This window comes from Providencia sp. PROV205 (assembly GCF_028479505.1).
Taxonomy (GTDB): Bacteria; Pseudomonadota; Gammaproteobacteria; order Enterobacterales; family Enterobacteriaceae; genus Providencia; species Providencia huaxiensis.
Window position 1 is genome coordinate 85,316 of sequence record NZ_JAMPNU010000006.1, and the last position, 13,973, is coordinate 99,288.

The following is a 13,973-nucleotide window of genomic DNA, read 5'->3' on the forward strand; positions in this document are numbered from 1 at the left end:
CCTTCCTTATGAACCTTGAGCCATGTTAGCGACAGGTTCAGACAATGTATCTTGAGCAACTGGGGTGACAGCAGAGCCGTCATTTAAGCGTAATTGCCCAGAGGTGACGACTTTATCGTTAGCACTCAAGCCATGCTCTATCTCAATTTTGCCATCCCAACGTTGCCCTGTTTTCACAGATACGCGCTTGACGGTCATCGCATCCCCTTCACCTTGTGTAATAAACACGGTATCGCCATAGGCGGTATATGTAACAGCGGTTTCTGGGATCGTAATGACTTCATTACTGGCTTGGCGAACCACATTCACATTAGCGTACATCCCGGCTCTTAATGTGCCATCACTATTTTCTAGAGTGGCTTGCAGGGCGATAGTGCGTGACTTACCGATGAGTGGGTCAATGGCCGTAATACGGGCTGGGAATGTTTTATTGGGATAAGCATCCACCGTAATATCAACAATTTGTCCTTGATGCAGTTCCGGTGAGGCCTGTTCATCTAAAGAGAAATTGAGCTTTAAGGTTTGGGTATCCACCAAGCTGGCAATGGCTTCACCGGGGTTTAAATATTGTCCTTCATGAACTTGGCGAATACCAATTGTCCCATCGAACGGGGCGCGGATTGTTTTTTGCGCAATCAATGCTTGGGTTTGGCGGATCAGGCCTTGGGCAATATCACGTTCAGCACGCGTGCTATCTACTTGAGCCTCTGCCACTAAATGTTGCGCAGATAATGAACGGGTTCTTTCGTATAAGCGAGCCGCATTACGCAACTGTGCTTGGTAGCGTGATAAATCAGCTTGTTCAACAGCATCATTGAGTTGCACTAATAATTGGCCTTTTTTGACTTGTTGGCCAGATTCAAATGCAATTTTCGTAATACGGCCATTGGTTTCCGCCGCGACTAAGACTTGGCTGCCAGCTTCTAATTCACCCACACCGTAAAAAGTGCGAGGTGCGGTATCTAAGCTAACAGGTGCCAACGCCACTTTTACGGGTGGATACTGGTAGGCTGCTTGTTCGTCTTCTTCATTTTGGGCATAGGTCGAATAAATCGCGCTACCCGCCCCAACAGCAACTAAAACGGAACAAAGTGTCATTATTGTTTTTTTATTCATTAAATTTTCCTTCTATTTCTGCGCTTTTAGCGCGAAATAAAGACCTCTAAAATGCCCTGCAATGGCGATAGCGATTAAGCCCCCAATAACGGCGATATGTTCAACAGCCCAAAACATCGCGATTTGAGCTTGTTCTCCCGTGTAGCTCCAAAAGGTGTGGACAACCACAATAGTGAGGAACAAAAACACGGCTAATGCCCCAGTACCAAGCCATAAAAGACGATTAAATAGCACAAGAACGGAGCCAACTAACATGACAGCAGCAGAAGCAATATTGAAAAACCAATCTGGGTGAAGACCTGCAGCACGCATTTCAGCCAGACTATTTTCATAATCAAAAACTTTGGCTAAACCAGATGAAATAAATAAAACCAAGATTAGTAAGCGAGCAATAAGCCATAAGCTATTGCTTTCTAACATTTTGGTAATCACCGATGGCATAAACCTATCCCCTTTAAAAAATAACCTCAATTGACAAACTAGCAGGGTCGCACTATAAAACCTTAAGTTAAGTTGAGGTCAAGCAAAGGTGAGCTAAAATGGCGGACAAAGACACAAAAACGATAAAACCTCAGAAAAATGAGGGGAGAAAAATTGATTTTACGCGGGCATTAACGGTGGGTGAGGTGGCAAAACGCGCTGGAGTGCCTGTCTCCACAGTCCATTTTTATGAGTCAAAGGGACTAATTCAAAGTACTCGTACTCAAGGGAATCAGCGACGATTTCATTCTGTTGTCCTTCGTTATATCGCCATTATTAAAGTTGCACAAAGTACGGGGATCCCATTACATGAAATTCAAGAGGCATTAGGGCGTTTCCCTGCAAATAGCGCACTAACTTCAGAGCAATGGAAGGAGATGTCGACACAGTGGCGTAAGTCTTTAGATAAGCGTATTCGGCAATTGACTCGTTTACGTAATGAATTGGATAACTGTATTGGTTGTGGTTGCTTATCACTCAGTGACTGTCCGTTGCGTAACCCTGATGATGTACTTGGTAGGAGAGGACCCGGTGCCCGTATTTTAGAGCGTCCATGAGTTACTTTATTAATTTCTGCGATTAATCATACTTTTCATTATTTGGATAGCCACTGCTGAAAGTGGCTATTTAACGATTTATATCATCACCTTGCTATTTAAATTACCGCACATAGTGGATATTTTTTGCGTCCATCGGCTACCCCTTTCCAACATATTTGCGTAACTATTCGTTATGTTAATTTTTTGTGAACTCATTGTAACTAAGTGAGAAGAAAAGAGGGTAGCAAAGATGAAAGGCTTGAATAATAAGATTGCCATTGTGACTGGGGGAGCGACCAAAATTGGTGCAACCGTTGCGAAGGTATTAAGTGACTACGGCGTTAAAGTCACGATTTTTGACATTGATACCTTGAATGGTGAAAAGGTAGCTCAAAGTGAGCCCAATATTGATTTTCTTCCTGTCGATATCACTGACGACCAACAACTTAAACAAGGCATTGATCGTGTTGCGCAAAAATATGGCCAACTCGATTTTTTAGTTAATCTGGCAGCCACTTATCTTGATGAAGGCCAGTTATCTACAAGGCAGGATTGGCTTACTGCGTTGAATATCAATGTGGTGAGTGCGGTGATGGCAGCGCAGTTTGCCAAAGTGCATTTCGCAAAATCAGGCAAAGGCGCCATCGTCAATTTTACCAGTATTTCTTCTTCTGTCGCCCAAACAGGCCGCTGGCTCTATCCCGCCTCTAAAGCCACTATGTTGGAGGTAACTCGCAGCCAAGCAATGGATTATGCGGCTGAAGGAATTCGTGTGAATTCCGTTTCTCCGGGGTGGACTTGGTCCCGAGTTATGGATGAAATCACGGGGGGTGACCGTCAAAAAACAGACCGTGTTGCCGCTGATTACCACTTATTAAAACGCGTCGGTGACCCGGAAGAAGTCGCTCAAGTTGTCGCATTCCTACTGTCTGATTTGGCCAGTTTTGTTACAGGTGCAGATTACGCTGTCGATGGCGGTTATTCCGCTATGGGGCCTGAACAGGCTAAACCCGCAATTCCCCGTCTTGCACAGTAAGACACCACTTTAACTATTTTGTAGAGGAAAATACTATGCGTCGTATTGCTATCGTCGGTGGTGGTCAAGCGGGTATGCCATTAGCTTTAGGCCTACTCAATAAAGGTTATGAAGTCACGGTTGCAACAAACCGCACTCCAGATGATGTTAAAAATGGCCGAGTGATGTCGAGCCAGTGCATGTTCGATATTTCACTGCAATTTGAACGTGATTTAGGGATTAATTTTTGGGAAGAACAGTGCCCTCCAGTTGAAGGCATTGGTTTTACCGTTCCTCATCCCGAAAAAGCAGGGGAAAAAGTGATTTCTTGGCGTTCGCGCCTCGATAATTATGCCCAAGCGGTCGACCAACGTATCAAAATGCCTTACTGGATGGAGTTATTTGCTGCTCGTGGCGGTAATTTACGTATTGAAGATGTTGGTGTCGCAGAACTGGAACACTTAGCGCAAACGCATGATTTAGTCGTGTTAGCGGGTGGAAAAGGGGAAATTGTTAAACTGCTTGAGCGCGATGCTAGCCGCTCACCTTATGACAAACCACAACGCGCCTTGGCATTGACTTATGTGCATGGCATGTTACCAACGCCAGAGTTCTCACAAGTTTCTTTCAACTTGATCCCCGGTGTTGGTGAGTACTTTGTATTCCCATCACTGACGAATAGCGGTGATTGCCACATTATGGTGTTTGAAGGGATCCCCGGAGGGCCGATGGATCAGTGGAATGACGCACGTACTCCACAGGAACACTTGGCTTACAGTAAAAAAATTCTCAATACCTATTTACCTTGGGAAGCAGAGCGTTGTCATCATGTTGAGTTAACTGATGATAATGGCATTTTAGCCGGAAGATTTGCACCAACAGTGAGAAAACCGGTGTTAACTCTACCATCAGGCAACATTGTGTTTGGTCTAGGAGACGCATTAGTAACCAATGACCCGCTAACGGGGCAAGGTTCAAATAATGCCACCAAGGCTTGTAAAGTCTATTATGACGCTATTTTAGCCCATGGTGATAAGCCTTACACTGCCGAGTGGATGAATGACACATTTGAGCAGTTCTGGAAGTATGGCCGCCATGTTGTGGAATGGACCAATTCCTTACTCGCCCCTCCTGAGCCCCATATTTTACACTTATTAGATGCAGCCCAGCAGTTGCCATCCTTAGCACACACCATCGCCAATGCCTTTAATTACCCGCCCGTATTATTCCCTTGGTGGAAAGATGGGGCTGCCTGTGAGGCCTATATTCAATCGCAAATGATGGAAGAAGCTCGAGCTTAATGGGGGATATCAGTATGTCTATGATTGCAGAGGATACACTCATGTGTGATAGGGAATGGGGCGATACCGAATTTGAATCAAAAATATTGCGTAATCTGCTGGGGTGCTATCCAACAGGGGTTGCGATTGTTACCACTCGAACTGCAGATGGCCGTGATGTTGGGTTGACTATCAACTCGTTTGCATCGCTATCACTTGACCCACCGCTAGTGTTATGGAGCTTAGTGAACCATTCACCAAACTTATCCGTATTTCGTGATTGCTCTCATTTCACTATCAATATCTTAGGTCACGGGCACCAAGAACTTGCAATGCGTTTTGCGAACCCGCGTATCGAAAATAAATTTGAAGATGTGGCGACTCACCTTACACCAGAAGGTATTCCCGCATTGCACGGAGCGATAGCGACATTGGTATGTGAAAACCATAAACAAGACACGATTGGCGACCACTTATTGATGGTGGGGCATGTTCGCCGTATCGGCAGTGAAACGGGTAAGCCACTAGTGTTCCATGGCGGTAGTTTTACTGCATTACATGACGCGCCTTAAGTGAGGAAGAGACTATGAACCAGCAAGTATTAATGACATTCGCAACACAATTGCAGGAAGGGAACATTCAAGTTATTGACCTGACACAAACGTTATCGCCTTCATTTCCAGCTCTGCAATTGCCTGAACAGTTCGGGCAAGTCTGGTCATTTAGCATGGAACAGATTTCTCGCTACGATGATAACGGCCCTGCATGGTATTGGAATAATTTTAGTTGCGGAGAACATACCGGAACGCATTTTGATGCGCCAATTCATTGGATTAGCGGTAAAGACCAAATCAATAATACGGTGGACACCATTCCAGTGGAAAACTTTGTGGCGCCAGCCGTTGTGGTAGATGCCAGTGCGGAAGTGGCTCAAAACCCTGACTGGGTATTAACTGTCGAGTTTCTGCAAAAGTGGGAAGAAAAGCACGGCACAATTCCTAAAGCCGCTTGGGTACTTTTTAGAACTGATTGGTCGAAAAAGGCGAATGACCCAGTTGCCTACGTCAGTATGCGTGAAGATGGTGCGCACACGCCGGGGCCATCTCAAGAAGCGGTAGAATGGCTTATTCACCAGCGTGATGTTAAAGGGTTTGGTGTTGAAACTATAAATACGGATGCAGGGCAGTCATATAGTTGGCCGGTTCCTTACCCTTGCCATACTTTAATGCATGGTCACAATAAATATGGCCTGCAATGTTTGACGAACCTCGACAAACTGCCTGCGACTGGTGTCGTGATTGTTGCTGCGCCACTTAAAATTGAAGGTGGCTCAGGCAGCCCATTACGTGTACTCGCACTTGTGGGGTGAGGTATGACAACAAACTCAACCCCTCAGGTCATTGTGGTGGGCAGTGGGATGAACTCCTTGATGTGTGCTGCCTTGTTGGCAGTACGTGGAAAATCCGTCCTCGTTCTTGAGCGAAATGATCGCTTAGGGGGCTGCATTCGCACTGAAAATTTATTTGAGGGCTATACCCACGATCTCCTTTCTTGTTGGTACTCCTTATTTGTTGGTAGCCCTGGCTACCAAGAGCTCGAACCCTATTTAAAGCAGTATGGATTAGAATTTGCACAATGTGATTATTCAACGGGTCTAGTGCAACCGGATGGCCAATCAATAGCACTAAAACGCGATATTTCTGAAGCGGCCAAGCAGCTCGACCAGTTGGCTCCGGGGGATGGCCTTGCATTTCGTAAGATGGCGGAACAACTATTTACACAAGATGCAGCGCTCACATTTGGCCTATTGGGACAAAACCCATACAGCGCCAATATGCTGAAATTATTATTTTCAGAATGGCGAAAACGTGGGGTCGATGGCTTGCTTGATTTTGCAAAAGCTGGAATAGAAAGCTTTCGCCGTTGGTCAGAACGTGAATTACAGCACGATTTTAGCCGAGCTTTGATGGCGCCATGGGTATTACATACCGGACTTGGGCCGGATGAAGCCAGTTCTGCATTAATTGGCAAATTGACTTTTGCCGCGGTGGTCGCTGGTGGCATGCCTGTGGTGAAAGGCGGTAGCGCTCGTATTGTGGAAGCGTTTGCAAAGGTTATTGAAGCGCACGGCGGTCAGTTAAAAACGGGTATGCACGTTGAAAAAATCATCACCACAGGTGAGGGGAAAAACCAACGGGCAGCAGGTGTGAAGGTGAATGGGCAAGTCATTGCAGCCTCTGAAAGCGTGGTTTGTAACGTTACCCCAACACAGTTGTATGGTTCATTACTCGAAAATATTTCGCCACAAGTGAGGGAAAAAGCGAGAGGTTACCGTTATGGGCGTGCAGGCATGCAAATTCATTTTGCTTTAAGCGCCCCTCCCCCTTGGTGCAACCCTGAGCTGTTAAATGTACCACTGGTGCATTTTACTGAAAGCATGGAGCAGGTGTGTTTGTCGGTGACACAGGCAAATAATGGTTATTTACCCGATAAACCGACATTTGGTATTGGCCAACCTACTGCACTTGATCCCAGTCGAGCCCCCGATGGTGGGTGGATCTTATGGATCCAGATGCAAGAGTTACCTCGAATTTTAAAAGGGGATTCTGCTGGTGAAATTTCAATACCCGATGATGGACGTTGGAATGAGCAAGTGCGAGAGGCTGTTGCCGATCGAATTCAACAGCGTTTAGAGCTGGTAATGCCTGGCTTTTCTCATTTGATAGTGGGACGTAAGGCAATCTCTCCCGCTGACTTAGAAAACTACAACTGTAACCTTGTTGGTGGCGATCCTTATTCAGGGACGTGCTCCCCCGATCAGTTCTTCTGGTTGCGGCCTTTCGCAGCGACTGGCCAGACAAAAACACATCAAACTGCAGTCAAAAACCTTTTTCATATTGGCGCTTCAACGCACCCCGGCCCCGGTTTGGGTGGCGGTTCAGGTTACCTTGTTGCCCAAAAATTAGCAGTCAAACGCAGGACATAATAAATCGACAAAGGATTTGCGACATAACAGGTAAAGCACACACAGTAAGACAACCCACTATGGCAGGAAATATGATGAAAAAAATAACAATCAGTAAGCTTGTAGCAGGTTCGTGTCTCAGCGTACTTTCGTTTGGTGCGATTGCCACTGAAGGTGGCGGTTTAGGGGTATATCCCGATGGGCTAGAAAACTTTATGTCAGGGGCACTGCCACCGCAAGGGGTACATGTACTGATGTATGGGGGAAATGCACATTATGACAGCGTTCGTGATAATAAAGGGGATAAAATACCGGTTCCAGGTTTTAGTGTGAATGTTAACGTATTGGCACCGCGTTTTATTTGGGTGACTGATCAAAAAGTTTTCGGTGGTGATCTGGCTTTCCATACCATTGTGCCGTTGCTAGATGTAACCGCAAAAGCAGCAGGCCAAAAAGAGACCAGTCGGGGTCTCGGCGATGTCACATTTGGCCCTGCATTAGGGTTTCATCCATCGGCGGATTTACACTATGTGGTTGGGCTAGATGCGTATGCCCCAACAGGTAAATACAGCAAGACAGACCCATCAAGTTTAGGTAAAAATTATTGGGCGCTGCAACCGGTTTGGGCAATCAGTTATATACCGCCTGTTGGTGTAAATGCAGATTTGAAAATGATGTATGACTTTAACTTCCGTAATAACGATACGAAAACCCGCTCAGGGCAAGCATTTCACGCTGATTATGCACTAGGGTGGGGGTTTGGAAATGGTTGGGTGGCAGGTATTGGTGGCTATGCATTTTTGCAAATGACTGATGATAGCGGCCCGAATTCAGCTCAAGGCAAAGCTCGCGCATACTCAGTAGGGCCTTCGATTCGTTATGCAAACCCTCAGGGGTGGTTATTTACTGCAAAATGGGAAAAAGATTTTGAAGTTAGAAACCGGCCTGAAGGTTCACAAATTTATTTGAAAGCATCAATTCCATTCTAACTAATTATAGACACTCCTTTTTTCTATAACGCCTTATAGTTTTAATATTATACGGCGTTATGCTTATTAATACTTAAATTTATAGTAATTCTACGCATTTTAAATCCCCTTTATTCTTATTTTAAATATAAAGTATATATACGTGTTTTATATGTATAAAAACTTAAATGATATATTAAACTTATACCCGTTTTTAGTGTATTTATTGTCTGGGTTTTTCTCCGCTATTTAATTTTCTTAAATAATTAAGTTTTTATCTTTATGTTTATTCTGGTTATTTTTTAAATTCTATTAAATAAATATTAAATATCAAATAAAACATTTTATTTGATGTAATTTTATGTATTATGATTAATGTCATCCAGACGCTGGTTATTTTAAATCTGGTTTTTTATCATGAAGTAATATCTAGTATTAGTTTTCAAAGTATTAATAAAGAAACATTTGCTAACATTTATTAATAATTAAACACCCTACTTCAGTTTGTTTAATTAAAATCTAATGTAAATACTGCTCTTTAATTAGAGGAACATATCATGAAAAAACTATTATTAGCTGCGATGATTACAACAAGTTGTTTTTCATTAAATTCATTTGCCGCAACAGATACTGTTGGTGGTGGTCAGGTGAATTTCTTTGGTAAAGTCACTGATATTTCTTGTACTATTTCAGTCGATGGTCAAGGAAGTAACGCTAGCGTATATTTAGCGCCAGTTTCAATTAAAGAAGTGAAAGCAGCCGCAGCTTTGACATATTTAAAACCGAAATCATTTGTTATTGATGTAACAAACTGTACTCAAACAGCAACATCAACACGTGCAGACGTTGATGTTAAATTAGATATGAAACGAATTGGTGTATATTGGAATGGCGGTAATATATTACAGAATCCGCCTACAGGAGCTGAAGGGTATTTAGCAAATACAGAGTCAACAGGAGCTAAAAATATCCAGCTTGTGTTAGCAACAAAAGGTGATTCTTCTTTATCCAGCACTAAAATTATCCCTGGTGATCCAAATCAAGCAAAAGTTGTTACAGACTTAACATCGATTAAAGATGGTGCTCGATTTACTTATTTTATTGGTTATTCGGCACCAAACCCTGCGATTGTGACAACGGGTTTAGTTAATAGCTATGCAACTTATGAAATAACGTATAAGTAATTTTTGCATTTTTGTTATAACAAGCGGTAGTTTTACTACCGCCTTTAAAAGAGGTGAAAATGAAAGTACTGAGTTTATTAAATATTTTTTTGTTATTTATTTGTCACTTTTCTTTTGCCAATAATATTATTGTTAATGGTACTCGGTTTATTTACGCTGAAAATGACAAAGAAATTACGGTCCAGCTAAATAATACAGCAAATAGACCTGCGGTTGCTCAAGTTTGGCTTGATGAAGGTGACCCAAAGGCCCTTCCTGAAACAATTAAAACTCCTTTTCAAATAACACCGCCAATATCAAAAATCTCTGCAAGTGGCGGGCAAACAATTCGAATAAAATTGGTTGATAGAACATTATTGTCGACAGATAAGGAGACTTTATATTGGCTGAATTTATTGGATATTCCACCAATTACAAAATCAGAAAAAAACGCTGCACAAAATATGCTGCAACTAGCAATCCGCTCTCGCTTTAAATTTATGTATCGTCCGAAAAATTTGGGTAGTAGAGAGTTAGCTCCTGAACAGTTACAGATTTTTGCAGGTAAACAAAATATCCAAGTTAAAAACCCCACTCCCTTTTTTATTACAATCACTGCTATCAATGACGAAAAGACAACACTTAATACAGAAGCATTTATGTTAGCACCGGGAGAATCTCAAACTATCAAGATTAATGGAGTCGTAAATCCAGGAGATAATATAATAATCAATAATATCAATGATTATGGTGCAGAGGTTCCAGCAAAAATAAAAGTGAAATGATCGGATGCAAGGATGAATATGCGATTTAAAAAAAATAAAACTATTTTTTTCACATTGTCGATTATACCTATATTGGTTGTAACCAGTGAGGCTCATGCTGAAGAGCAAAGTTCAGATGAAATATATGAGTTCAATAGTGGTTTTATTGTAGGCAGCCAGGAAAGTATCGATCTTACCCATTTTAATGAAAATGAATTAAGGGAAGGGGTTTACTCGATTGATTTTTATGTTAATGGCTATTGGAAAGGTCGACATGAAATTCAATTAAGCAAAAGAGGTAAGCAAAATATAGCAGCATGTTATTCAAATACTTTGCTAATGAGCTTGTCAATTAACACTGCCGCATTGAACCCAACACTTAGTCGTAGCGAACAGTCGTGTGGTTTTCTGAAGGAATGGAACAACGATAGAAATATTAAGGAAACGTTCGACCCGACCAGCCTCAGGTTAGATTTAACGCTACCTCAACTCTATATTATACAGTCGCAAGCTGGCTATGTGCCGCCTGAATTCTGGGATAAAGGAATTCCTGCATTAAATACAGCATATCAAGCTAACTTTTATAGTAATAACCTTTCAGACTCATCCATTGAACGCTATTCCACGATGTATCTTGGCATTAATTCGGGTTTTTCATATAACGGTTGGCAATTAAAACACATCGGTAATGCCGCGTGGCAGGAAGGTGACAGTTTTCGATGGGATAGCAATCAAACTTATCTCCAAGCGCCATTAGTTTCTATGAAATCAACCATGACGGTAGGGCAATTTTATACCGAAGGTAACTTATTTGATAGTGTGAGTTTACGGGGGGTGAAAATAGCAACGGATGACAGTATGTACCTTGATGGTGTTACAAATTATACACCGGAAATACGTGGAATAGCCCAAAGTAATGCACTAGTCACCGTTCGACAAAATAACACCGTTATCTATCAAACTACTGTTCCTCCCGGGCCATTTAATTTACAAGATGTGACACCGTCAGGCTATGGTAATGACCTTGAAGTGACTATCAAAGAAGCGGATGGAAGTGAAAGCTCTTTCTTTGTTCCGTATTCCTCATTACCCCAACTCTTAAGACCTAAGTTTACCCGCTACCAAGTTGCAACAGGTAAGTTAGATCAAAATAGTTATCGCCATCGCCCCTATATTATTCAAGGGACATTACAGCATGGCTACAATAATTATTTCACATTCTATACGGGTGTTAATGCGTATGATGATTATCAAGCATACATGCTGGGTACTGCTATTAATACACAAGTCGGGGCTTTGGCTTACGACATTACGAGTGCAAGAGTGAAAACACAAAACCATCGAGAAAATGGTTTTAAGCATCAATTAACACTGAATAAATTATTTTCAGATACAAAAACCAATTTTATTGTTAGCGGTAATATTCGCTCAAATGAGTCTTACTATGATCTGAATGAATCACTTTACCTTATTGATAATGAAAAGCGCCAAACAACTAGCCAACTACGGCATGAAAAGAAAAGTCTCAATTACACAATTAACCAAGAACTTCCCGAAAGCTATGGCGGTTTTTATTTTACCGGGCGGATAGTTGATTATTGGGATGATAGGGACACTGAAAAACAATACCAATTTAACTATTATAATCATTTTGATAAGTTATCTTACTCCGTTTCTTTTATACGGCTTTATTCCGACAATTATAAAAACAGTAAAGACGACAGGATAAGTATTAACCTTAGTTATCCATTATATTTTGGTGATAACCAACATATCTCATTGACATCAAATACTATCTTCAATAACTCATCATTCGATGCAACCCAACTAGGTATTAATGGCTCTCTCGATGAAGATAACAATTGGGTTTATGGTATAAACTCTTCTTTCTCAAATAATAGTAATAATAACATTGCATTAAATACTGCTTATCGAACCCCTTACTCTTCTTTAAATGCAAGTTATAGCCATGGAAAACGTTATCGTCAGTATGCCCTAGGGGCTAATGGTTCAATGGTGCTTCATGCTGATGGCGTAACTTTTTCGCCAAATACATCCCAAACGATGGCTTTGATAGAAGCGAAAGATGCTCAGGGAGCTTCAATTGTAGGATCTCCGGGGACTCATATCGATAGTCAAGGCTATGCACTCGCATCTTATATGCGCCCATATCGCGTCAATACTATTGAACTCGATCCTAAAGGAAGCTCAGAAGATATTGTTTTTCAAAATACACTTAAAAACGTAGTTCCTTATGAAGGGAGTATCGTTAAAGTCAGCTTTGGTACGAAAGTTGAAAAGAGCAAAGTATTTGAAGTTAAACGCATTAACAATCAACCACTTCCATTTGGTGCTGAAATCAAAGGGGACTCGGGTGCATCGATAGGCAGTGTTGGGCAAGGTAGTAATATATTTGTTAATGATGAATATGAAGGTAAGGCAACGGTTGTTTGGCATGAGGGGGAGTGTTCATTCTTGCTTAACAAACAAATTGAATTGAATAGGAACATAATATGCGAATAGTTTATTTATATTATTTTTCCGCTATTTTTTGCATTAGCTCTCCTGTGATGGCTGACTGTGTTCGTACCTCAGTGCCTCCCGTAGATATTAACATGGAGTTAGGTCGAGTGGTCGTGAGCCCTGAATTACCCGTTGGTACTATAATTCGGGAGCGAACATGGAATATGGATATGGCAACAGCTGTATGGGCCGAATGTAGCGGCGGTACGGTATTAGATGCGAAAGTTGTCGCAAGTAAGCCTATGTCTGGGGATAATATTATCGAAACGAATGTTCCTGGAATTGGCTTACGGTTTATTCGTGATGCTGATGGCGGGAAGATAAAAATCACTTATCCCGGCCATTATACCGTGCCTGGGGAAGGTACAAAAAATGTTGTACTAGCAGGATCTACGTTTACTATTCAAGTGATTAAAATTGCAGATGTCACTGGCTCGGGGTCAATCCATCAAGGAGAGTACACCCGCTATGGTTATTTACCTGATTCGATATCTCCTGCATTGATTACACGTTTGAATGCCGATGCTATCACGATTGTTTCTCCTTCCTGCAAAATAACCTCTGGCGTAAACCAAAATGTAATAATGAAATCAGTGAAAAAAAGTGAGTTTACAGGTTTAGGATCAACCGCAGGTTTAACACCATTTGCGATTACTATGTTATGTAGTGGTGGTGTTAATGCGTCCAATACATCTAATATTTATATGTCATTTAATGGGGAACTTGCACCAGATACAAATAAAACTCAAGGTGTACTTGAAAATAGTTCAACAGAGCTTCAAGCTGCGGATGGGGTCGGGGTACAGGTTCTGACTAAAGAAGATAAACCATTGGAATGGGATAAAAAATATTTGGTAGGAAGCGTGGGAATACTTCAAGAAAAAGCAATAAATCTTAATTACATAGCTAAATATTATCAATATAAAAAAGAAATAACACCAGGGAAAATACAAGCTAAGATGATTTTTAATATTTCTTACGATTAGTAAATATATCTATAGTAAATATATCTATATTAATTAAATGAGAGTGGTTCTCTAGCTTTTTATTAGAGAACCATTTTTTTTAATTATTTTTAGGCATGTTTTTTTGTCTAGTAATTTGAATATAAATGTGTTTTTTACTTCTGAAAAATAAATTAAATCGACAGAGTGTAATTA

At 41.5% G+C, this 13,973-nt stretch carries 13 protein-coding genes; 11 read left to right on the forward strand and 2 right to left on the reverse strand.

The annotated features are described in order from the left end of the window. Window positions 1–6: 6 nt before the first annotated feature. Both PR800_RS06420 and PR800_RS06425 read right to left on the reverse strand, forming a co-directional pair. A complete protein-coding gene (locus tag PR800_RS06420) occupies window positions 7–1,116 on the reverse strand; it encodes an efflux RND transporter periplasmic adaptor subunit (protein WP_195698128.1) in 1,110 nt (369 codons plus the stop codon). A 12-nt stretch (window positions 1,117–1,128) separates the two neighbouring features. Then, complete coding sequence (locus PR800_RS06425; protein WP_102139164.1) at window positions 1,129–1,557, reverse strand: DoxX family protein; 429 nt, start codon at window positions 1,555–1,557, stop codon at window positions 1,129–1,131. A 98-nt stretch (window positions 1,558–1,655) separates the two neighbouring features. Between PR800_RS06425 and soxR the strand changes: the two genes are divergently transcribed. The 11 genes from soxR (at window position 1,656) to PR800_RS06480 (ending at window position 13,799) form a co-directional block, all read left to right on the forward strand. Continuing rightward, a complete protein-coding gene (gene soxR, locus PR800_RS06430; protein ID WP_102139163.1) occupies window positions 1,656–2,153 on the forward strand; it encodes a redox-sensitive transcriptional activator SoxR in 498 nt (165 codons plus the stop codon). 232 nt (window positions 2,154–2,385) lie between these two features. Continuing rightward, complete coding sequence (locus PR800_RS06435; RefSeq protein ID WP_102139162.1) at window positions 2,386–3,171, forward strand: SDR family oxidoreductase; 786 nt, start codon at window positions 2,386–2,388, stop codon at window positions 3,169–3,171. Between the two features lie 35 nt (window positions 3,172–3,206). Beyond that, entirely contained in the window at window positions 3,207–4,451 is a 1,245-nt protein-coding gene (locus PR800_RS06440) for a styrene monooxygenase/indole monooxygenase family protein (RefSeq protein WP_166267227.1), read from the forward strand. A 14-nt stretch (window positions 4,452–4,465) separates the two neighbouring features. Continuing rightward, complete coding sequence (locus PR800_RS06445) at window positions 4,466–5,002, forward strand: flavin reductase family protein (RefSeq protein WP_242685819.1); 537 nt, start codon at window positions 4,466–4,468, stop codon at window positions 5,000–5,002. 14 nt (window positions 5,003–5,016) lie between these two features. Then, window positions 5,017–5,799: a cyclase family protein gene (locus tag PR800_RS06450; RefSeq protein ID WP_102139160.1), complete on the forward strand. Its 783-nt coding sequence runs from the start codon at window positions 5,017–5,019 to the stop codon at window positions 5,797–5,799. A gap of 3 nt (window positions 5,800–5,802) precedes the next feature. Further along, a complete protein-coding gene (locus PR800_RS06455) occupies window positions 5,803–7,416 on the forward strand; it encodes a phytoene desaturase family protein (protein WP_272530415.1) in 1,614 nt (537 codons plus the stop codon). A gap of 74 nt (window positions 7,417–7,490) precedes the next feature. After that, entirely contained in the window at window positions 7,491–8,384 is an 894-nt protein-coding gene (locus PR800_RS06460; RefSeq protein ID WP_231068994.1) for a SphA family protein, read from the forward strand. Window positions 8,385–8,920: 536 nt separating this feature from the next. Further along, window positions 8,921–9,547 (forward strand): fimbrial protein, encoded by a 627-nt coding sequence (locus PR800_RS06465; RefSeq protein WP_102139157.1) that lies wholly within the window; start codon window positions 8,921–8,923, stop codon window positions 9,545–9,547. 68 nt (window positions 9,548–9,615) lie between these two features. Beyond that, window positions 9,616–10,311 carry a fimbrial biogenesis chaperone gene (locus PR800_RS06470; RefSeq protein ID WP_407072559.1) on the forward strand — a complete coding sequence of 232 codons (696 nt, stop codon included), beginning with the start codon at window positions 9,616–9,618 and terminating at the stop codon, window positions 10,309–10,311. Window positions 10,312–10,329: 18 nt separating this feature from the next. Then, a complete protein-coding gene (locus PR800_RS06475; RefSeq protein WP_210848795.1) occupies window positions 10,330–12,813 on the forward strand; it encodes a fimbria/pilus outer membrane usher protein in 2,484 nt (827 codons plus the stop codon). Continuing rightward, window positions 12,804–13,799, forward strand: coding sequence for a fimbrial protein (locus tag PR800_RS06480; protein ID WP_166267237.1), 996 nt, complete (start codon window positions 12,804–12,806; stop codon window positions 13,797–13,799). The genes PR800_RS06475 and PR800_RS06480 overlap by 10 nt, the downstream gene beginning before the upstream one ends. The last annotated feature ends 174 nt before the right edge of the window (window positions 13,800–13,973 follow it).

Coding starts and splice junctions, on each gene's coding strand:
- PR800_RS06465 (WP_102139157.1), top strand. CDS start 8,921: ATGAAAAAACTATTATTAGCTGCGATGATTACAACAAGTTGTTTTTCA.
- PR800_RS06420 (WP_195698128.1), bottom strand. CDS start 1,116: ATGAATAAAAAAACAATAATGACACTTTGTTCCGTTTTAGTTGCTGTT.
- PR800_RS06455 (WP_272530415.1), top strand. CDS start 5,803: ATGACAACAAACTCAACCCCTCAGGTCATTGTGGTGGGCAGTGGGATG.
- PR800_RS06460 (WP_231068994.1), top strand. CDS start 7,491: ATGAAAAAAATAACAATCAGTAAGCTTGTAGCAGGTTCGTGTCTCAGC.
- PR800_RS06425 (WP_102139164.1), bottom strand. CDS start 1,557: ATGCCATCGGTGATTACCAAAATGTTAGAAAGCAATAGCTTATGGCTT.
- PR800_RS06435 (WP_102139162.1), top strand. CDS start 2,386: ATGAAAGGCTTGAATAATAAGATTGCCATTGTGACTGGGGGAGCGACC.
- PR800_RS06440 (WP_166267227.1), top strand. CDS start 3,207: ATGCGTCGTATTGCTATCGTCGGTGGTGGTCAAGCGGGTATGCCATTA.
- soxR (WP_102139163.1), top strand. CDS start 1,656: ATGGCGGACAAAGACACAAAAACGATAAAACCTCAGAAAAATGAGGGG.
- PR800_RS06450 (WP_102139160.1), top strand. CDS start 5,017: ATGAACCAGCAAGTATTAATGACATTCGCAACACAATTGCAGGAAGGG.
- PR800_RS06475 (WP_210848795.1), top strand. CDS start 10,330: ATGCGATTTAAAAAAAATAAAACTATTTTTTTCACATTGTCGATTATA.
- PR800_RS06480 (WP_166267237.1), top strand. CDS start 12,804: ATGCGAATAGTTTATTTATATTATTTTTCCGCTATTTTTTGCATTAGC.
- PR800_RS06445 (WP_242685819.1), top strand. CDS start 4,466: ATGTCTATGATTGCAGAGGATACACTCATGTGTGATAGGGAATGGGGC.